The 19,641-nt window shown below is 41.0% G+C and carries 19 protein-coding genes; 5 read left to right on the forward strand and 14 right to left on the reverse strand.

Features of this window, described 5'->3' with window-relative positions; translation table 11 throughout:
• The first annotated feature begins 44 nt into the window (after nt 1–44).
• The 3 genes from J0X14_RS10355 (at nt 45) to J0X14_RS10365 (ending at nt 2,996) form a co-directional block, all read left to right on the forward strand.
• Nucleotides 45–692 carry a hypothetical protein gene (locus J0X14_RS10355; RefSeq protein ID WP_207097708.1) on the forward strand — a complete coding sequence of 216 codons (648 nt, stop codon included), beginning with the start codon at nt 45–47 and terminating at the stop codon, nt 690–692.
• 128 nt (nt 693–820) lie between these two features.
• Nucleotides 821–2,671, forward strand: coding sequence for a Xaa-Pro dipeptidyl-peptidase (locus tag J0X14_RS10360; protein WP_207098050.1), 1,851 nt, complete (start codon nt 821–823; stop codon nt 2,669–2,671).
• 13 nt (nt 2,672–2,684) lie between these two features.
• Nucleotides 2,685–2,996, forward strand: coding sequence for a phosphoribosylpyrophosphate synthetase (locus tag J0X14_RS10365; protein ID WP_207097709.1), 312 nt, complete (start codon nt 2,685–2,687; stop codon nt 2,994–2,996).
• Between the two features lie 3 nt (nt 2,997–2,999).
• Here the strand turns inward: J0X14_RS10365 and J0X14_RS10370 are convergent, their stop codons facing one another.
• Nucleotides 3,000–3,629: a 2OG-Fe(II) oxygenase gene (locus J0X14_RS10370; protein WP_242527994.1), complete on the reverse strand. Its 630-nt coding sequence runs from the start codon at nt 3,627–3,629 to the stop codon at nt 3,000–3,002.
• 120 nt (nt 3,630–3,749) lie between these two features.
• Here J0X14_RS10370 and J0X14_RS10375 point away from each other — a divergent pair, with 120 nt between their 5' ends.
• Entirely contained in the window at nt 3,750–3,992 is a 243-nt protein-coding gene (locus J0X14_RS10375; RefSeq protein ID WP_207097710.1) for a zinc-ribbon domain-containing protein, read from the forward strand.
• A 49-nt stretch (nt 3,993–4,041) separates the two neighbouring features.
• Here J0X14_RS10375 and J0X14_RS10380 read toward each other — a convergent pair whose 3' ends face one another.
• The 13 genes from J0X14_RS10380 to rsgA form a co-directional block, all read right to left on the reverse strand.
• Nucleotides 4,042–5,115, reverse strand: coding sequence for a hypothetical protein (locus tag J0X14_RS10380; RefSeq protein ID WP_207097711.1), 1,074 nt, complete (start codon nt 5,113–5,115; stop codon nt 4,042–4,044).
• Between the two features lie 84 nt (nt 5,116–5,199).
• The gene (locus J0X14_RS10385; protein ID WP_207097712.1) at nt 5,200–5,919 is read right to left on the reverse strand and encodes a hypothetical protein; all 720 of its coding nucleotides are present in this window, start codon (nt 5,917–5,919) and stop codon (nt 5,200–5,202) included.
• Nucleotides 5,920–5,929: 10 nt separating this feature from the next.
• Entirely contained in the window at nt 5,930–6,499 is a 570-nt protein-coding gene (locus J0X14_RS10390) for an RNA polymerase sigma factor (protein ID WP_207097713.1), read from the reverse strand.
• Nucleotides 6,500–6,609: 110 nt separating this feature from the next.
• Nucleotides 6,610–7,584: a polyprenyl synthetase family protein gene (locus J0X14_RS10395; protein ID WP_207097714.1), complete on the reverse strand. Its 975-nt coding sequence runs from the start codon at nt 7,582–7,584 to the stop codon at nt 6,610–6,612.
• A 215-nt stretch (nt 7,585–7,799) separates the two neighbouring features.
• Entirely contained in the window at nt 7,800–8,840 is a 1,041-nt protein-coding gene (rlmN, locus tag J0X14_RS10400) for a 23S rRNA (adenine(2503)-C(2))-methyltransferase RlmN (RefSeq protein ID WP_207098052.1), read from the reverse strand.
• Nucleotides 8,841–8,916: 76 nt separating this feature from the next.
• Nucleotides 8,917–9,966 (reverse strand): tRNA preQ1(34) S-adenosylmethionine ribosyltransferase-isomerase QueA, encoded by a 1,050-nt coding sequence (gene queA / locus J0X14_RS10405; protein ID WP_207097715.1) that lies wholly within the window; start codon nt 9,964–9,966, stop codon nt 8,917–8,919.
• A gap of 86 nt (nt 9,967–10,052) precedes the next feature.
• On the reverse strand, nt 10,053–11,282 hold the full coding sequence (locus J0X14_RS10410) for a 3-phosphoshikimate 1-carboxyvinyltransferase (protein WP_207097716.1): 1,230 nt from the start codon (nt 11,280–11,282) through the stop codon (nt 10,053–10,055).
• Between the two features lie 71 nt (nt 11,283–11,353).
• On the reverse strand, nt 11,354–11,680 hold the full coding sequence (locus J0X14_RS10415) for a nucleotide pyrophosphohydrolase (RefSeq protein ID WP_207097717.1): 327 nt from the start codon (nt 11,678–11,680) through the stop codon (nt 11,354–11,356).
• A 66-nt stretch (nt 11,681–11,746) separates the two neighbouring features.
• Nucleotides 11,747–13,708: a DUF3857 domain-containing protein gene (locus tag J0X14_RS10420; RefSeq protein WP_207097718.1), complete on the reverse strand. Its 1,962-nt coding sequence runs from the start codon at nt 13,706–13,708 to the stop codon at nt 11,747–11,749.
• Nucleotides 13,709–13,722: 14 nt separating this feature from the next.
• Nucleotides 13,723–15,729 carry a DUF3857 domain-containing protein gene (locus tag J0X14_RS10425; RefSeq protein WP_207097719.1) on the reverse strand — a complete coding sequence of 669 codons (2,007 nt, stop codon included), beginning with the start codon at nt 15,727–15,729 and terminating at the stop codon, nt 13,723–13,725.
• Nucleotides 15,730–15,731: 2 nt separating this feature from the next.
• Nucleotides 15,732–17,627, reverse strand: coding sequence for a DUF3857 domain-containing protein (locus J0X14_RS10430; RefSeq protein WP_207097720.1), 1,896 nt, complete (start codon nt 17,625–17,627; stop codon nt 15,732–15,734).
• 76 nt (nt 17,628–17,703) lie between these two features.
• On the reverse strand, nt 17,704–18,156 hold the full coding sequence (dtd, locus tag J0X14_RS10435) for a D-aminoacyl-tRNA deacylase (RefSeq protein ID WP_207097721.1): 453 nt from the start codon (nt 18,154–18,156) through the stop codon (nt 17,704–17,706).
• The gene (gene rsgA / locus J0X14_RS10440; RefSeq protein ID WP_207097722.1) at nt 18,153–19,094 is read right to left on the reverse strand and encodes a ribosome small subunit-dependent GTPase A; all 942 of its coding nucleotides are present in this window, start codon (nt 19,092–19,094) and stop codon (nt 18,153–18,155) included. The genes dtd and rsgA overlap by 4 nt, the downstream gene beginning before the upstream one ends.
• Nucleotides 19,095–19,188: 94 nt before the next feature.
• Here rsgA and J0X14_RS10445 point away from each other — a divergent pair, with 94 nt between their 5' ends.
• Complete coding sequence (locus tag J0X14_RS10445; protein WP_207097723.1) at nt 19,189–19,629, forward strand: hypothetical protein; 441 nt, start codon at nt 19,189–19,191, stop codon at nt 19,627–19,629.
• Nucleotides 19,630–19,641 lie beyond the last annotated feature (12 nt).

The raw sequence follows: 19,641 nt of genomic DNA on the forward strand, positions 1-19,641 counted from the left end.
AAAAACAAAATAAAAAGTTCCTTTTTGTATTTAAAATCAAAACCATGAAAGTTATTTTCAGTCTATTCTTGTTTATACTATCATATACGATATTAGGACAAACCAGAAAATTCCACCGCTGTGAGACCGATAATATTACATCAGATATTTCCATAAAGAATTTCAATATTCATCAGGCACATCTGTTTAATTACAATATTTATTTGATTGGAGAAGATACCTACCCTGATGGATATTATGGACTAAGAATGATTGTACTAAATCAACAAAAAAACAAAATCTATGAAACTAAGGGAGGTGGAGATGCGTATTATATGTCTCCCTATTTTTTTGAGACCGAAAACATCGAGGATGGGACTATAACACTAGTTGCCAGTGGTGGAGAGGAATGTTGGGGAACTGCAATATATCATATTAAAAAAGAAGAGGTTAAATACTTGGGGTATCTTGATATGTGTGCCATAGTGGATGGCGATTACCTTAGCATACCAAAGTATGTCAACATAACCGCTTCAAAAAATAAAATTAATTTTTCTTTTGATGATGTAGCACTTGGGCTAGATGGGTTATCACACAAAGTTGAAATAGAATATTATGATCAAAGTCGCCAAGAAAGAAGTGTGATTGATGGAAACAAGCTTGGAGCTAGATATAACTATGCAGATAGTGAGCTAGAAATAATTACCTACTAAACCCTATTTTTTGACGAGCTATAACCCTATTGACCCTTTAAGATTTAGTATCTTAGAAGCATAATGTATTATGCCCAATTTCTATGTGGGCACGTAACGCTAAATTGAAAATACACAAAGAATACATGATGCAGAAAAAACAATTCCGATTATTCCTATTGATTTCATTCTTCTTGGTAAGTGGTTCCGACTTGATGGCCCAAATGGCCGAAAAAATCCAACCCATTTTTGACAATGGTGAGGCACAAGTTGTGGAGGCTTTTGCCGACCCCGAAAATTGGATTCGACATGACTTATGGGTAGAGACCACATTTGATTCTGATGGTGATGGTAAATTGGATAGAATGCATGTAGATGTAACACGTCCCAAACAAACTGAGACAGAAGGGTTGAAACTACCGGTGGTTTATGAATCCAGTCCTTACTATGCCGGTACTGCCGGTTTGGGAGATGGTATATTTTGGGATGTAAAACACGAATTAGGCGAAATGGGCAAGCCAAGACAGCACCCAGAGGTACTACGTATTGGGGAACGTCCCGTAATTTCAAACTCCCAGATCAGGACTTGGGTACCTCGGGGTTATATTGTGGTACACTCTTCGTCTCCCGGAACAGGACTTTCCGATGGTGCTCCCACCGTAGGTGGGGATAACGAGTCCCTTGCCCCAAAAGCCGTAATCGATTGGCTCTGTGGACGTGCCAAAGGGTATACTGAACGTGATGGAAACCAGGAAGTTAAAGCGTATTGGTCCACTGGAAAAGTGGGCATGACCGGCACCTCATACAATGGCACCTTGCCCCTCGCTGCCGCCACAACCGGTGTTGAAGGTTTGGAAGCCATCATCCCAATTGCTCCTAATACTTCCTATTATCATTATTACCGCTCCAATGGATTGGTTCGGTCTCCCGGTGGATATCTAGGGGAAGATATTGACGTTCTCTACGATTTTATACACAGTGGAGACAAGTCGAAAAGGGCAAGAAACAATAAAGTCATCCGTGATACTGAAATGAAAAACGGACTAGACCGTATTACTGGGGATTATAATGATTTTTGGGCTGGACGGGATTATTTAAACGATATGGCCCCCATGAAAGCCGCTTTATTGATGTCGCACGGATTCAATGATTGGAACGTAATGCCCGAACACAGCTATAGAATCTATGACAAAGCTCGGGAAATGGGTCTTCCCGTTCAAATTTATTACCACCAGAACGGACACGGCGGGCCGCCACCCATTGAAATGATGAACCGTTGGTTCACCCGCTATTTATTCGGAATTGAAAATGGGGTTGAAAATGACCCCAAATCGTGGATTGTTCGTGAGAATGATGAAAGGGACCAACCCACCTCTTACAAGGATTATCCCAATCCAGATGCTTCCGATGTCACCCTCTTTTTAACAAAAGGGGCACCGGCACAAGGAGGTTTGACCCACAACAAACCCAACAAACAGGGCAAAGAAACTTTGGTGGACAATTATTCCTTTTCCGGGTCAGCATTGGCAGAAGCAGAATTCACCAATCACCGGTTAATTTATGTTTCCCCCATATTGACAAAGGATTTGCACATTTCGGGCATCCCAAAAGTTAGCGTGAAGCTTTCCAGTAGCAAACCAGCTGCCAATCTCTCGGTTTGGTTGGTGTCCTTACCGTGGACAGAAGGTCGAAACACCCAGATTACGGACAATATTATTACCCGTGGATGGGCAGACCCACAGAACTATCAATCCATCACTGAAAGCAAACCCTTGGTTCCCAATAAATTCTATGAGGTCACCTTTGATTTAATGCCCGATGACCAAATTATTCCTGCTGGGCAACAGATTGGGTTAATGATTTTTTCCAGTGACAAGGAATTCACGCTTTGGCCAAAACCTGGTACTGAGCTGACTGTGGATTTGGATGGTACCACAATTTCACTACCTGTGGTTGGGGGAAAAAAATCTTACATTGAAGCAACCTACGAAGATGAATGAAAAATGATGTAACATGAAAAATTATAATTTTGACACGCTTTCAGAAGCAGTCAACACGCTTACCCAAGAAGAAGACTTTACCGAAGATTTTGAGGCTGAGGAAAATTCCATAAAAGCACTGTACTCCAAAAAAGAGTACCACCCCAACGAACTTAAAATTCTAAGTTCCTACCGTTTTGAAGGTATGACCAATCCAAATGACCAATCCACAGTTTTTGCCATTGAAGCCAAGGATGGTACCAAAGGCACCTTGGTCATGTCTTACAGTGCGGAACATAGTCAAAATGTGGAACTCATTCGGCAGATACCCAACAAAAAAGATTGAATTTTATCCCAAAAATCGTCCAAGTGCGGAAGGTTTATACAATAACCATCCCGTAACACTGAACCGACTCTTGTGGGCTTCAAGAACGGCATGGGGAACCTCAGCACTTTTAAATAATACGCAACGGGCGGCCAAAGGCTCCACCAAGAAACTTGAACCGTCTTCTTCAAAAATTTCCAGTTCCCCCCCATCCCCTTTTTGCCATTTATCGTTTAAATAAATAATCACTGAGATCATTCGGTTGTTCCTGTTTTCAAATTGGTCCAAGTGTTTATCGTAATGGCCTCCTGAAGGATAATGGGCCAAATGGAATTCGTATCCTGAAAGACTCAAATAGCAATAGCGATTGAACATGTAGATAATTTCATCCAACAAACCCCAAAAGGGTTCCAATTGCACATCCCTTTTTCGGTCCAGCCAATAGGTGAAATCACCCCTTATGTTTTTATTGACCTGGTTATCCAAACTTGTCCCTATTCCCGCTTCGGTGAAATTGGATAACTTTCCAAGAAAAAAAGATTTCATTTCAGCATACAAGGTATCCTGAAAAAAATGGTCAATGACCACATAATCTTTACCGGAGAGGTCATCCATCCAAGAAAACCAATGCTCCAAACTGTGATACGTATTCAAGTGCTAAAAAAATGTGAGCGAATGTAGAGAATAATTAAAAGCGAAATCAATTCTCCTATCCTTTTTAAGTGAAAAGAAACCAATACCTTAGTAGAGCGATTTGAAAACTATTCATTTACCATGATTCTTTTTTTTGGAAGTAGGCCTGGCAAAAAAGAAACCAAGGTGCTTACCAACGTAATGTGCCCGCATTGTAACCAAACGGGATCCCTAACCGCAGTGGTGCAGCCCAACTACGCCCATTTATTCTGGATTCCCATTTTTACCATCAACAATGTGCGCTACGCGGAATGCTCGCATTGCAAAAAAGTGTACTATAAAGAAGAGTTCACCGTGGAGATGGAGCGTGCCCTATCCTCTTGACCAAATAAGAACGGTTGGGAAACAGTCACATCCCCCAACCGCACCACATTTAAATATCGAACCGAAGGCCCAGTGATATGTTATTCTGTTTCACCTCTGCATCCTTAAAGATGGGATTCAAATCATATTTTATATAGAGGAGTACTCCATCAAAGCCCATATAGCCGCTTAGTCCATAAATCAGGTCACTGGTATTGTAATCCCTCTTGAGCTTATCCTTTACATCTTCCCCATCCCTCCGATATTTAAGTTTTTGGCGAGTCCCTAAATTGAACCCACCATAACCTCCAAGACCTACCCTAAACTGGTTTTGAATGGAATAGCGCATTATTTTCTCTGATTTTCTTAAACGCGATGGACCAAATTCAAAATGAACAGGAAAAACTAAGTTGTCCATGCGCAGTTTGGACTTGTCCAAGTCGTATTCAAATTCTTCTAAAACGGTTTGATTGCCATCTTGTACAAATATTTGATTGCCTTCTGGTTTCAACCCATTAAACTGAAATGAAAACCCGTAGTTAAACCGTAACCAGTTAGAATTTTTAAAAACCCTTGTCCGCCATTGCCAACCCATTTCAAAAAACCGACTTCCTCCAATCTTGTATGGGGAATCGTCCAAGGATTGCCCTTCAATCAATGCATTATTGAGCCCTATGGCCATAACAAAATCCGAATAGGTACGTCTATCGTATCTTACTTCCCTCTTCCTCCACCTATCAGAACCAAAGTAAAATGGCCTTTCCCCTTCAATCAATATCCCAATACGACCGTGGTGATAGTCCAAAGTGTCTGTTTCCGACAATGTTAAAACATCTCCTTTGTTTCTTTCCAGCAACGAAATTTTGTTATCCACTATGGCCGTTCGGTTCTCAATGTTAAGGGCTCTTCTTTTGGCCACATCCTCTTTGAGTACTTTTGCTTCGGCTTCAGATATTTCCCCTCGCTCCACTCGCCTATTGATGCCTTTCACCTCCTCTTTAAGGGCTTCTTTTTCTTGCTCAATAATTCGCTCCTTTTCTACTTTTAATGCCTTGATTTCCCTTTCATAATCTTCTTGACCAATGACACATTGGGAAACTAGGAATACCAAAAGAAGTGTTGCATAAAATGTAATTGTTTTCATGATTGTTTTGGATTATAAACCTCCCTCCTTCCCGCCTTTTTAGGCAGGAAGTTAAAGAGGTCTGTTTTTGATTGATGAATATTTTTATTTGTTTCGGTCCGCCACTGCAGTTCGTAGTTTAAAGTAACCCGATTTTAGGGCATCAAAGATTTGATCCCGGAACGATTCGTCGAGCTCATCCTCAACCTGCGCCAATAAAGCCCCAGCATCTACCGACTTCTCATTGGAGAATAACCTATCTGCCAATATTTGTCGCTGGGCTGCACGCAGCAACGAATCCACTTCGGCATCAGAAACGTCCTGTTTTGTACTTTCCATAAGGGCTACCTGCGCCACCACTTCTTCCACCTTTTGTGCGATCAGTTTATCCGAGTTGAGTTCAATCCCATCCTGCAAGGGCTGTTTTGTTTCTTGTTTGGCTACAGCCGAACTATAAATTGACTGCTTTAAGTCCAATTCTTCCTTTCTTTCAGAAATATTAGATTCCTTTTCCGCTACCTCGGAATCCTCTCTTTGCAGAAGCTCGTCAACAGCGGTTTTCTCTTCCTGTATATTCGTTTCTATTTTGGTCTCGGCATCCACTACCTGAGCCTGTTTCACTTCAGGATCATCCTTGGTAAAAAAGAAGACCGATATCAGTACTATCCCCGCAATACTTGCGGCAATGGCATAGGGAAACCATGAATTTCTTTTCTTTGGCGACTTTTCCTTCACCTGTGAAGCGATTTTGTCCCAAGCTCCTTCTGATGGGGCAATGGTTCGCTCCTCCAACTTTTCCTTAATATGTTTTTCTAGTTTATCCATATCAATAACCTTAGTCCCCTGATTTAACTTTGGGTGCCATTCCTTTGAGCGTCAAGCGGTCTTGTAGCATCTTTCTAGCCTTGAATAATTGTGATTTTGAAGTTCCCTCAGAAATCTCCAGCATTTCGGCTATTTCCTGATGACTGTAGCCTTCAATGGTATGGAGCAAGAATACGGCTTTATACCCCTCTGGCAATGCATCGATTAGGTGTTGTACATATTCCACATCCAAAAGTCCTTCCTTATCTACTGACTCCTCATGCTGTGCTTCAAAAACCTCATCATCATAGACCACAAACTGCCTTTTGCGCAAAAAGGAGATACTTTCCCGAACCATGATGGTCCGTATCCATCCTTCAAAACTGCCTTTGTTTTGATAAGACTCCAGATTTCTGAAAACTTTGATGAATCCGTTGACCATAACGTCTTCTGCAAAATGCAAATCCTTGATATACTGTCGACAGACACCCAACATTTTGGGAGCAAACTTATCATACAACAATCTTTGGGCCTGCTGGTCTCCCTTGACAGACTTCTTGATCAAATAATTTTCATTACCGTACAAAGAGATAATTTTCAAAAGTGTTGCTTCAAGACTGTTTCTATAAAGATAGACGCATTAGAAAAAGTAAAGGTTGCCTGAAGTTTTATTTTTTTGATAAAAAACTGAAAAACAGATGGATGCTACCGTTATTTTTTACGGTCCACTACGTAATTGACCATAAGGGTAAGTGAGCTTTTGTACTCAGAGTCTGGATAGTTGTCCAAAATAGCAAGGGCTTCATCCTTAAACTCGAGCATCTTGGTTACGGCATAATCCAGCCCTCCTTTTTCCTTGACATAGGAAATCACTTCTTTTACCCTTTTCTTGTCCTTATTGTGGTTTTTAATGGAATTGATAAGCCACTTTTTCTTTTCCTTGTCGCTATGGTTTAGAGCGTAGATTAAGGGGAGGGTCATTTTTTGCTCTTTAATATCAATTCCTGTAGGCTTACCTATTTTCTCGGCACCATAATCAAATAGATCATCTTTTATTTGAAATGCCATACCACAGAGTTCCCCAAATTTTCGAAACGTTTCCACTTCATCTGAATCTGGTTTCACGGAACAAGCCCCCATGCTGCAACAGGCCGCAATTAGGGTCGCTGTTTTTTGTCGAATGATATCGTAATAGACCTCCTCCGTAATGTCCAGAAGTCGAGCTTTTTCAATCTGGAGCAATTCGCCCTCGCTCATGTCCCTCACCGCATTGGAAATAATGTGAAGTAAGTCATAGTCCTTATTCTCCAACGAAACCAAGAGTCCCTTGGAAAACAAAAAATCACCCACCAAAACAGCAATCTTGTTCTTCCACAACGCATTGATGGAAAAAAAGCCCCTTCGTTTATTGCTATCGTCCACCACATCATCATGAACCAAACTTGCGGTGTGTATCAACTCAATAATGGAGGCGCCTGTGTAGGTACGTTCATTTACGCTCCCATTGAGCAATTTGGCGGTCAAAAACACGAACATGGGTCGCATTTGCTTGCCCTTTCGGTTTACAATGTAATAGGTGATTCGATTGAACAAGGCCACTTTGGACGACATGGACTTGAGAAACTTCTCCTCAAAAAGTTCCATTTCATCCTCTATGGGCTCCCTAATCTGAGAAACTATCTTCAACGTGACGGGTTTGGCGAATTTGGTTTTGAAAGCCTAAAAGTAGCGAAAATGATAGAGTTGATGGAAGTATCCTACAAGATTTAGTTAGCGGGGCAATAGTATCGGTAAGTTGCAGGGTGTTGGGTGTTGGGTGTTGGGTGTTGGGTGTTGGGTGTTGGGTGTTGGGTGTTGGGTGTTGGGTGAAAAAATATTGTTTATTGTAAATTGGAGATTGTTTATTGTTTATTCGCCAATTGTCCACAGGCAGCATCAATATCCTTTCCTCGGGAACGACGAACGGTAACCGTGATTCCATTTCTTTCCAAAGTGTCCTGATACATTTTTATAGCTACTTCCGAAGCTTGTTGGAATTCGCCATCGTCAATGGGGTTGTATTCAATTAGGTTGACCTTGGAAGGAGCAAATTTGCAGAATTTGACCAGAGCATCCACCGCTTCTTGGGTATCATTGATGCCTTGCCACACTACATATTCGTATGTGATTCTATTTTTGGTTTTACTGTACCAATATTCCAGAGCTTCACGTAAATCCTTCAAGGGAAAAGTGGCATTAAAAGGCATAATGGAAGTCCGTACCTCATCAATAGCGGAATGTAGGGAAACCGCCAGTTTGAATTTAACCTCTTCATCGGCCATTTTCCGAATCATTTTGGGCACCCCTGATGTGGATAAAGTGATTCTCTTGGGTGACATTCCCAGTCCTTCCGGGGAAGTAATTTTATCAATGGCCTGCAACACATTATTGTAATTCATAAGAGGTTCTCCCATCCCCATAAAAACAATATTGCTCAGCGGACGATCAAAATACAATCGGCTTTCATTGTCAATGGCTACCACCTGATCGTAGATTTCATCAGGATTCAGGTTACGCATCCGTTTGAGTCGGGCCGTGGCACAAAACCGACAATCCAAACTACACCCTACCTGACTGGAAACACAAGCCGTTGTTCTTGTTTCTGTGGGAATTAAAACAGATTCCACCACCAAACCATCGTGCAAACGCACCGCATTTTTAATGGTGCCATCTGAACTGCGCTGCATTTGGTCTACCCGAATGTGATTGATCACAAAATTATCCTTCAACATTTGTCGGGTTTCCTTGGAAATATTGGTCATCGCCTCAAAGGAGTGGGCCGATTTTTGCCAGAGCCACTCGTAGACTTGATTGCCACGGAACGCCTTATCGCCCTGCGCCACAAAAAAGTCGCGGAGCTGCTCCTTCGTCAATGCCCGTATGTCCTTCTTTTTGGTTTCCACTGGATAAAGATAGTCAAGAAAAAATCCCGCCGATTTATGAATCAAACGGGATTTTAATAGTATAAGATTTTCTGATTTACAGAATCAACATGGCATCTCCGTAGGAATAAAAGCGATATCCCTCCAAAATAGCCTGCTTGTATGCTTTTTTGATCAAATCATGACCAGCAAATGCAGATACCATCATCAACAACGTTGATTTGGGTAAATGGAAGTTGGTAATCATACAGTTGGCAATGCTGAAATCGTATGGAGGAAAAATGAACTTGTTGGTCCACCCTTCAAAAGTGTTCAAGGTATGCTCGGAGGACACGGCACTTTCTAGACCTCGCATTACGGTAGTTCCCACGGCACAAACCTTTCTTTTGTTGTCTTTTGCCGAGTTCACCACTTCCGTAGCTTTTTCATCAATCACCAATTCCTCGCTATCCATCTTGTGTTTGGAAAGGTCTTCCACTTCCACTGGGTTAAACGTTCCCAAGCCTACATGCAAAGTCACCTCAGCAAAGTCGATTCCTTTTATTTCCAAACGCTTCAATAAATGTTTAGAAAAGTGCAAACCAGCAGTTGGTGCCGCCACAGCTCCCTCATACTTGGCATAGATGGTCTGGTATCGGTCCTCATCCTCTGGCTCCACATCCCGTTTGATGTATTTTGGCAATGGGGTCTGACCCAATTCGCGCAATTTTCTTCTAAAATCGGTATAGGAACCGTCATAAAGGAAACGCAAGGTTCTTCCTCTTGAGGTAGTATTATCGATAACCTCAGCTACCAAACTTTCATCATCTCCAAAATAGAGCTTGTTTCCAATCCTGATTTTTCGAGCAGGGTCCACCAGCACATCCCATAGGCGTTGTTCTTGGTTGAGCTCGCGCAGCAAAAACACTTCGATACGGGCACCGGTCTTCTCTTTATTTCCATAAAGTCTTGCAGGAAATACTTTGGTATTGTTCAACACCATTACATCTCCCTCATCAAAATAATCAATCAAATCCTTGAACATTTTGTGTTCAATTTTTCCAGAATCCCGATGAACCACCATCAATTTTGACTCGTCCCGGTTCTCTGCGGGATATTCGGCCAATAATTCTTTAGGTAACTCAAAGTTGAAGTTTGATAATTTCATGTAGACTTATTTTGATTTTTTTAAAAGATGGCAAATATACAACCTCGGCATAGGGGATGTCAAGTAATTTGGTGATTAAATGTCAATTACACTTCCTGAATGCCGATACCCAGTGCGGTGAGGTCTTTCCAAAAATCGGGATAAGACTTGGAAACCACCCCAGCATCATTTACGAACAAGGTAGTTCGCAAGGCCAAAGGCGCAAAGGCCATGGCCATGCGGTGATCATTATAGGTATCTATGGCCACATCAGATGTAATGTTTTCTGTTGGCTGAAGTGTTAGACTTTCTGAATCAATCTCCACTTGAGCTCCCAATTTGTTGAGTTCGGTCTGCAAGGCAGCCAAGCGATCAGTCTCTTTTATAGGTAGCGTGTGCAATCCTGTGAGATGACAGCCCATTCCCAATCCAAGACAGGTCACGGCAATGGTCTGGGCGGTATCTGGGGCATTGGAAAGGTCGTATTCCACATGGGAAGGAATTTTATCTGAAACTTTGGTCAAGGTGATTGTGTTGTTCGAAAAGGAGGTTTCAACCCCAAAAACAGTATAAATCTTGGCCAAAACACTGTCTCCTTGCAATGAATTGCTCTTGTAGGCGGACAATTGAATTTCTGTTCCCACATTGCATAATGCCACAATACTATAAAAATAGCTGGCAGAACTCCAATCCGATTCTACCACCAGTGTGGTATCACCAACGGAAACTCTTGGATCAACTCTTATATGATTGCCCTCAAAAGAGGTGTTGACTCCAATTTGTTCCAAGAGGGCCAAGGTCATTTTTATGTAAGGAACTGAAGTTATTTTTCCTACCAACTCCAATTCCAAACCATTTTCCAGACTGGGGGCAATCAAAAGTAGAGATGAAATATACTGACTGCTGATGTTCGCCGGAAGCGACACCTTATTTTTAGTCAATTTCTTTCCCGTTATTTTGATGGGCGGGTAGCCTTCATTCTTAACATAAACAATTTCTGCACCTAGTTCACGAAGCGCTTCCACCAAAATTTTGATGGGACGTTCCTGCATACGCTGTGAACCAGTCAAGATAACTTCTTTACCCGCTTGCGAAGCAAAATACCCGGTTAAAAACCGCATTGCGGTACCGGCATGGTGAATATCCACCTCACCCGAAGTTTTTTTGAGACCTTGTTGCATAACCTCACCATCATCCGAATTGGAAAGGTTCTCAATTTTCAGGTTGGAAAAAAGCGCCTGAAGCAACAAGGAGCGGTTGGTCTCACTTTTGGAGCCCGTTATTTGAATGCTTTTTTTAATGGTTTTTTCTTGGGGTATGGTAAGCTGAAGTCTCAATGCTCTCTTGGTTTGAAATAAATGTTCAAAACTAGAAAAAACGCGCCTAATCTCCCCTTAGACCAACAACTTTATTTAAGCTTTTTGTTATTTTGATGGCGGTCATGGTCCCGCTTAGCCTTCAGGTCCAACTTTTTGTCAAAAGCTTCCTGAAGATCAATCCCGGTCTGATTGGCCAAACAGAGCACTACAAACAGTACATCAGCCAGCTCCTCGCCTAAATCTTTGGCTTTATCCGACTCTTTTTCACTTTGTTCCCCATATCGACGGGCAATGATTCGGGCCACCTCCCCAACTTCTTCGGTCAATTGCGCCATATTGGTCAGCTCATTGAAATAGCGTACTCCATGGTTTTTAATCCATTCGTCAACGGCTAGTTGTGCTCCTTTTATATCCACCTTTATTGGTAATTTAATTTGTAATTCCGCTTCTTTGGAACAAATTTAAGAACCCTAGACCAATTCCTAGTTTTTTTCAAGAACTACAAAACTTTGATTTTGTGCCAATACAGCTTTTTCAAAAAATTCCTTTACATAGGCATATCCAGAACTGGTATATTGGGTTGACCTTAATTGCAGATCAAAAAGAACAAAAACCTCTCCTTGGGATTCGTTACAGACCAGTCTCAATATCCCACTGTTCTCAGGTAGTCCCAAACTTATGCTCTCAGGAAGTTCCTTCACACTATACCCTTCTGGAACTTTTATGTTGGCAGCATATTTGTAGTTCCGTAAAAATCCGAAATCAACAGGGTAATACCGTTTCTCAACTTTAAAGGGGTTTTCGGGAAAAAAACGAGTAATAAAGGGGTCAAAATAGATAGTCTCCTTATGCTCAAAATTCTGAATTTCAAATGAAAAGCGTTCCACTAACTTTTGATCATCTGATTGGTCCTGATCAACCTCATACGCTTCTACATAAAAATCATCCAACCCATTCTCAACCTCGTCTAAATACTCCTCTTCTGAAAGGGCGTTTATCTTTTCTCTTTTAAAGAACGATTCATACCCCATTGAAGTCTCATCCAAAATACCGGTAATCTTTCCTTCTTCCAAGTTCAAATCCATGGAAATCCTAACACTTTTTACATTCCTATCCACTGGCTTAATATCGTACCAATAACTTTCACCATCCAAGTCCATAACGCGGCCATAATAATTTAAACAGCGAAAGGGCAGCATCCCAAAGGGCAATTCTTTTTCGGTTGCATCTAAAAGGTAGGTGACCCCATCAATATCCACTTTGGCCACCAAATAGTTAAAGTCAGACATTACGGGATGATTTCTTTTCGGTAAGCCATGATTTCGCGTGGAAATCATCATCAAATCAGTTTTTATGTCGGCGGCATTCAATAAGTTAATAAGGGTAATATTAATTTCGGCCACATTTCCAATTCTCTCCTCAAAAGCTTCCTTTACCCTATTATCCCGAAAAATGCCATACTTTTCATTCCAAGTATAGTGCTCCTTTACAAAGGAATATATCTTCTTTGCCTTGGTCAATTGGTCTTCATCGCCCGTGATAATATCCAAAGAAACATTTCTTTCAAAAAAATTCTTTTTCCGCAGTTGGCCACCAATATCCCTATCGGACCTGAACTCCTTGTCTACATCCTTCCACGACTTTGTATATTTTTCCCGTATTCCATTAAGCGCATAATGCTCTGAAAGTTCAAACTCCAACCTTGATCGATAGTTGCTGGAGGACAACATGTATTCTTCGTCATCCTTGAAGGCAGGAACATCTCGCATTACATATTTCAACTTTTCACAGTCCGCCGCTTTTGGATAACCTGGCACCGAAAAGCAACTTCTCCTCACATCGGCCTCATTAATATCCAATGGAATTTCCCCAACCAATGTTCTGTTGTAGATATAGTTTGCCGGAATAAGCGCATTATATTCTGTGTATACTTTGGGGATTCCGGACTGAAAATTCCATCCAGTCAGGTTATAAAAAAACGGGGATTGGATCTCATAGCTATATTCCAAGATAGATCCTTCTTGCACATCGGAAAAGGTAAATCTTTTTTCTGACCAACGTTCGCTGAGGTCAACATCAAAAACATTTTTCTCCAATACCACGTGGCGTGTATTGCCATTATGGGTAATGGCCTTAATTTTATTGACCTGCTCCTTGCTTTTCTCGGAGTGGTAATACGGGATGCTTATTTCTGCTTCATCAAAGCCCTGCCTATCCAATATCTTTTTCTTGGCATGGTACTTTTTGATCAACCAAATAAAATTCCCTCGAACCTCAAAGTAATTCTCTCCTTTTTCATAGAGATAGACCGCATGTGCTGTTGTGTCCTTTTCATAAGACTTAAAACCCTTTTCAAACTGGGTAAGTTCTCCAAATTCGGGCTCTTGCTGTGCATAAAGCCAGGTTCCCCCAAAAAATACTAAAATCAGGATAAATCTTCCCATGACATGCTTTATACTTATACCTTGGACAAAACTATTCTTTCCGATTCTTTCAGCACCAAATTTTTGTAGTATTCCTTTAGTGCTTCGTAATACGAGGAAGGAAAAATAGCTGAGTTCAATTCGGTGGAAACATTTAGTCTAACCCGATTGCCTTCCGCCAAAATATTGTACTTGAATGTTCCTGCGCCTTCCGGCAGCTTTACCATGGCACTTTCTGGCAATGATTCTATAGCATATCCCTCTGGAATGGTCAAATCAATCATGTACCTTTCTTGGGTGGGGTACATAAAGTCTACAGGGTAATCCCTTTTTTCCATTTTAAAGGGGTTCTCAACCTGGGCTAAAAACAACATCGGCTTCACATAGATTTTGTCCCCAATGATCTCACATTGGTCTTCTTTTTCAAATTCAAAGGTTTCCAAAATAGGTTCTAATGGATTGTCGTTGTTTTCAAGACTGTAGGATGAGATCTCCATTTCTCCATGATGATTCTCCAAATCTCCCAAATATGAATCTTGGTCGGTTCCCTCCATCATATTCCTAAAGGAAAGTGCCAATTGATTGGTATAATGTGTTCGTTTCTTGCCCTTTACAGAACCATCTCCTCCAATTTCCGCATAAATGGAGTGTATTTCTCTGGATGATTCTTTTGGCATCAAATCCACGGAAGATGAACTTCCATCCTTGCGCACCAATCTTCCCATCCAATTTAAGGCTCTATTGGGAAGAACATTTGGGGAGGAATTTTTCTCAGTGGCATCAAAAAGAATAACGGCATCCTGCACTTCCATCCCTGCAATTACATAATTGAACCCATCGGTGGTTGGGAAAAGCGGTATTCCGTTAGACCTGGTACTGACCAATATGGGGTTGGCATTCAATCCTGCATGCCTTAACATTGCGGTGAGCATCAAATTAATTTCGGCCACATTTCCAGAACCTTCTTTGTACGCTTTTCGTACTCCATCATTGGAACAGGATACCCCATAGTATTCATCCCATGTCATTTTTTGCTTTAGAAACTCAAAAATCAACATCGCCTTTTCCATATCATTGGTCTTTCCGGCTATGATTTGATCAACATCATCCTCAAAATAACTGGTCTTCCTAAGTTCTGAACCAAAACTATCATAATCATAAATTGATTTGGCCACTCCTTCCCAAGTTAGGCTATAGTTTTTGTAAGGGCTGTTTGGAAATTGGGTAGAGGCCAGTTCAAATTTTATGGCTGTTCTATAGTTATCTATGTTGTTTGTAAACTTTTCCTCTTTTAGGGAAGGAAGGTTGGTAGCGTTTACTTCATATACATATTCCGTAAAATTTAGTTCTCCCGTTCTGGCTGAAGTCTTTGCCCCTCCTTGGGCATCAGCCGATCTGTAGGAGACGCTTATTTTTCTCGCCTCTTTGAATTCATTGAGCTTAATAGGATAAAAACCCCTGCTATACTTTTTAAAAATGAAGTATTCCGGGATTTCCAGGCGTACATCGGCATGATTCACCGGTATGTCATACTGAAACCAAAAATCGTCCATGTACCCAATAAGGGGGGAATGTATTCTGTATTCTATATCCAGTACGCTGCCTTCTTTGACCTCGGGCATGGTAAAGGATGCTTTCTTTCTGTATTTGTTTACATCTTCTTCAAAAATGCCATCTTTTCTAAGTTTTTCACTTACCAATTTCCCATTCTCAAGATTAAACGTGAAGCCCTTAACCCCGGATATTCGTTCTTCATCACCATTTGAGACATACAACGGGACTTGCAAAGTGGCCCAATCAAGACCTTCTTTATCATAAATTTTGATACGATAATGGGCCTCCTTCATCATGCTCCAACCATTATTGTAGTCATAATTATAATAGACCCTTTCCTTTTTGTAAAGGATGGCAGCGTGGGCATCAGATTCCAAGGGGTGCTGGGTTTCTGAGACCTCTTCTTTGGAGACCTTTCCAAATTTAACTTCGTTGGCGTGCATGAGATGCATTCCCACAAATAGGAAAAGAAATAATTTTGTTTTCATGATTATGATTTGGTTAATATGATTCTAGAATTGTCATAGCGTGCAACTTGTTTCCTAAAGTCCCTGTACAATTTGTAGTCCTCTTTAGAATATCTTCCAGATTTTATGAGAAGTCGTCTGTTGTATACCAACACTTCAGGTTCTTTAGACTCCAATTTCACTTCGTAGCTTCCAAACTTTGTTTCCAATAAAATGGGTTCCAAAAGTGTTTCCACTTTGTAATCTTTGGGCAAATGGATGGTGAATTCATCTTCATCCAAATACCCTCTGGATATGACCAGCTCTCTTTCCCTATTTCGGCTTCGTTCCGGTATATGGGTATTCCTATTGCCCAAGTTTGGGGCAAAAAGTAGCTTTCCATCGGTATTGGACAGATAGTTTTCCGCGTTAATATCCACTTCTTCCAAAAAGGATATCTCTTTTTTGTCATTGTTGAAATTAATTTCCCCCAGAGACAGATTGTTGATGTAACTCCAATAACTTTTATAAAATTCCTCTTGCTCCAACTTGGTCTTGGAGGGCTGCCTAAACTTTTGGTCGTACTGCGTACCTTTTGAAACAATGCGAACTTTACCTTTGACACTGCCATTGGCTTCGGTAAAATATTCCGCTTTGGTCAGCTGATAATTTTCTTCATCAGTATAGGTTCTTGTTCTTACTATTTCCCCTCCAGTTGGTGTTATCTTCAATACATTTCTGTCATCTGTAAACATCCCCAAATGGTTCACAGGGGTAATTTGGCTAGTACATTCCAACCAAAGTTCTTTCCCATCCACTGGAACATTTAAAAACGCATGGTTCCCTTGCATAGAGGTAAATTCAGTATCAAAATCCCTTTTGTGCCTACCCGCAAACAATACCGTGTAGTACGATTCAATACCCACTGCTTTCAGCAATGCTTTGGTGTAATTGGTAAGCCCTTTGCAGTCGCCATATTTTACCCTGTCCACTTCTTCTGCGCTAATGGGCATCCAGCCACCAATACCCAATTGAACACTAATATATCGGGTATTGTCCTGCACATATTCATAAACTTTTCTGATTTTTTCTTGAGGGTCATCCACATTTTGAACGAGTTGTTGGACTTTGGCAATGGTTCCTGGGTCCAAGTAATCCCTCCCTGAAATTAGCTCATCATTGATCCACTGTCCAAATTCTTCCCAGTTCTTTGCAGACCCATCCACGCCTTCCAAATGAAACCGGTCCAAGGCTATCTTAACATTAGGGGCAAATTCTACAAATGATGGGGACAAAGGTTCCGTTTCAATAGCTTCCAAGTTTGTGCCCACATAGCTTATCTCTGTATCTGTGGCATTTAATTCTATAGGATATGACTCAAAATTTGATTCTTTGTGCCTGAAAGGAATTCCGCATTCCATGCTAAACGCGAACTCACTTTTCTCGGTACTCACCCGGTATCCATCCAAAAAGTTCCATGAGGGTGCAAAAGCGGTATTTGGGGTGGTATATTCTTTAGTAAACTCAACAGTGTAAGGATAGTCAGTGGGCGTATAGCGCAAATAGAGCACTCTAGAATCTGAATACAGGGTACCTCCATCCACAGCGCTTTGATCTATAAAATCTTTTTTCTTGATTTTCTTGATTTCTTCACCATGCTTATTAAGAATCCTAGCTTCGAGATCAGTTATTTTAGTGCTTTTGTCATAGAAGGCGTAGGCATGAACATCACCATCACCATTCTCATTCAAAACGGTAACCACTCTTTTTGAAGTAATTCGCATGAAATCTTGTGCAGTAACCACAACGTTCATCCTATCCAGTCGAACCACAGCATCTGCATTGGTTAAGAGTTCATCTGGAATTAAAGTATAGCTATAATCTTGTGAAAATGAGAAATGAAAAGTTGCTATAAGTAGGTATTTGGCAAGTAAGCGCATTAAAATCAGTTGGTTGTTTGATTGGGGCAATATGGCCAATTTCCTACAAAAAAAATAACAAAATCGATAAAAAACTTTATTCTCTGTTTTTTGTATCGATTACTATGGTCACTGGGCCATCATTCAGCAGTTCCACTTTCATGTCGGCACCAAAGATTCCCGTACCTACCTTTTTTCCTAAATCTTCTTCCAACTTTTGCACAAATGCTTCATACATGGGTATGGCAACTTCTGGTTTTGCCGCTTTGATATAGGAAGGTCTATTGCCCTTTTTGGTCTGTGCATGCAATGTAAATTGGCTTACCACGATAATGTCCCCATCAACATCCAATACTGAACGGTTCATCACCCCTTCATCATCATTAAAAATACGCAGGTTGACCATTTTCTTGGAAAGCCACTCCATATCTTCGGTTCCATCGGCATCTTCAATGCCCAACAACACCAATAATCCACATTCAATGGCTGAAATTATGTTCCCATCAACAGTTACACTGGCCTTTGACACTCTTTGGATAACAGCTCTCATGATCGTTCTCTATATGGATTCTCCTCTTCTCCGGTCACCATTTGCACATAACTTCTATATCTGCTCCAGGCCACCTCGTCATTTTCCAAAGCTTCCTTAACTGCACATTTGGGCTCATCCAAATGCAAACAGTTGTTGAACTTGCATTCTGATTTCAGCTTGAAAAATTCTGGAAAATAATCCCCAATCTCATCGTCATCCATATCCACAATCCCAAATCCCTTGATTCCAGGGGTATCGATGATTCTTGCCCCAAAGGAAAGATCATACATCTCGGCAAACGTGGTGGTATGCTGCCCCTGCAGATGCTGTTCGGAAATTTCTGCGGTTTTTAATCTGAGACCAGATTCCAAGGCATTGACCAGAGTGGACTTACCTACGCCAGAATGTCCGGCAAACATGCTTGTTTTATCCAGCATCAATTCTTTTACCTTATCCACATTTTTTCCTTCTTTGGCCGCAATTTCGATACAATGGTAGCCAATATTGGCATATAACTGGATCAAATAGCTTACTTCTACCATTTCTTCCTCATCATAAATGTCCATCTTGTTGAACAAGAGCACCACGGGAATATCATACGCTTCCGCCGTTACCAAAAATCGATCTATAAAACTGGTAAATGTGGTGGGGTTGTTCAAAGTGATCAATAAAAATACCTGATCTAGATTGGCGGCAATAATATGGGTCTGTTTGGATAGTTTTACGGATTTACGGATGATATAATTTTTCCTTTCCTTGATTTCTGAAATCACCCCAACGGTTTCATCCCCAATGGTTTCCAATTCAAACACCACATGGTCACCCACAGCTACCGGATTTGTGCTTTTAATGCCCTTGGTACGGAACTTTCCCTTAATACGACATTCGTAAAATTCCCCATCATCGGATTTTACGGTGTACCAACTTCCGGTAGATTTATAAACAGTACCGTTCACTATTTGTTCATATTTTCATTACAAAGAAACAATAATCCTTCTTTTTGTGCGTATATCTTTGTCTACAGTTTTAACAATCAACAACTTATTTATTATGAAAAAAATCATTTTTAGCGCAGTGATAACCCTAGCTGCCGCATTCAGTATGAATGCCCAACAGTACAAGGTCATCACCAGCGTAGAATCCATTGTGCCCAATGGCCTTGGTAGATCTAGAATCATCAATGCCCTTGAAGACAAGGATTACAAGGAATATACAAGTGTACAGACCGAAGATGACAACACGAGGAACAAGTCTGACCGAAGTGAAATCCGAGTGAAGAATTTTGAAGAAACCAAATTATTGAACTTCTACAACTTGGGTGGTATCCGTTTCCAAAACATTGCAGCCAATGATGCTGTGATCACTTCCATGATCAATGATATGATTACCAATGGATGGGAATTGGCTTTTGTAGTAAGTGGTGTGGAAAGTGAAGGTGGTAAAGGCGATGGCCAAGGTATTTTTATCACTCGGTATATTTTTAAGAAATAAAATTTATAGCGC

The organism is Allomuricauda sp. CAU 1633, from assembly GCF_017313225.1.
Lineage (GTDB): Bacteria > Bacteroidota > Bacteroidia > Flavobacteriales > Flavobacteriaceae > Flagellimonas.

Bases quoted from the DNA above. Each gene is read 5' to 3' on its own strand.
- J0X14_RS10355 (WP_207097708.1), top strand. From the start codon at position 45: ATGAAAGTTATTTTCAGTCTATTCTTGTTTATACTATCATATACGATA.
- J0X14_RS10360 (WP_207098050.1), top strand. From the start codon at position 821: ATGCAGAAAAAACAATTCCGATTATTCCTATTGATTTCATTCTTCTTG.
- J0X14_RS10365 (WP_207097709.1), top strand. From the start codon at position 2,685: ATGAAAAATTATAATTTTGACACGCTTTCAGAAGCAGTCAACACGCTT.
- J0X14_RS10375 (WP_207097710.1), top strand. From the start codon at position 3,750: ATGATTCTTTTTTTTGGAAGTAGGCCTGGCAAAAAAGAAACCAAGGTG.
- J0X14_RS10380 (WP_207097711.1), bottom strand. From the start codon at position 5,115: ATGAAAACAATTACATTTTATGCAACACTTCTTTTGGTATTCCTAGTT.
- J0X14_RS10385 (WP_207097712.1), bottom strand. From the start codon at position 5,919: ATGGATAAACTAGAAAAACATATTAAGGAAAAGTTGGAGGAGCGAACC.
- queA (WP_207097715.1), bottom strand. From the start codon at position 9,966: ATGAAATTATCAAACTTCAACTTTGAGTTACCTAAAGAATTATTGGCC.
- J0X14_RS10420 (WP_207097718.1), bottom strand. From the start codon at position 13,708: ATGGGAAGATTTATCCTGATTTTAGTATTTTTTGGGGGAACCTGGCTT.
- J0X14_RS10425 (WP_207097719.1), bottom strand. From the start codon at position 15,729: ATGAAAACAAAATTATTTCTTTTCCTATTTGTGGGAATGCATCTCATG.
- J0X14_RS10430 (WP_207097720.1), bottom strand. From the start codon at position 17,627: ATGCGCTTACTTGCCAAATACCTACTTATAGCAACTTTTCATTTCTCA.
- dtd (WP_207097721.1), bottom strand. From the start codon at position 18,156: ATGAGAGCTGTTATCCAAAGAGTGTCAAAGGCCAGTGTAACTGTTGAT.
- J0X14_RS10445 (WP_207097723.1), top strand. From the start codon at position 19,189: ATGAAAAAAATCATTTTTAGCGCAGTGATAACCCTAGCTGCCGCATTC.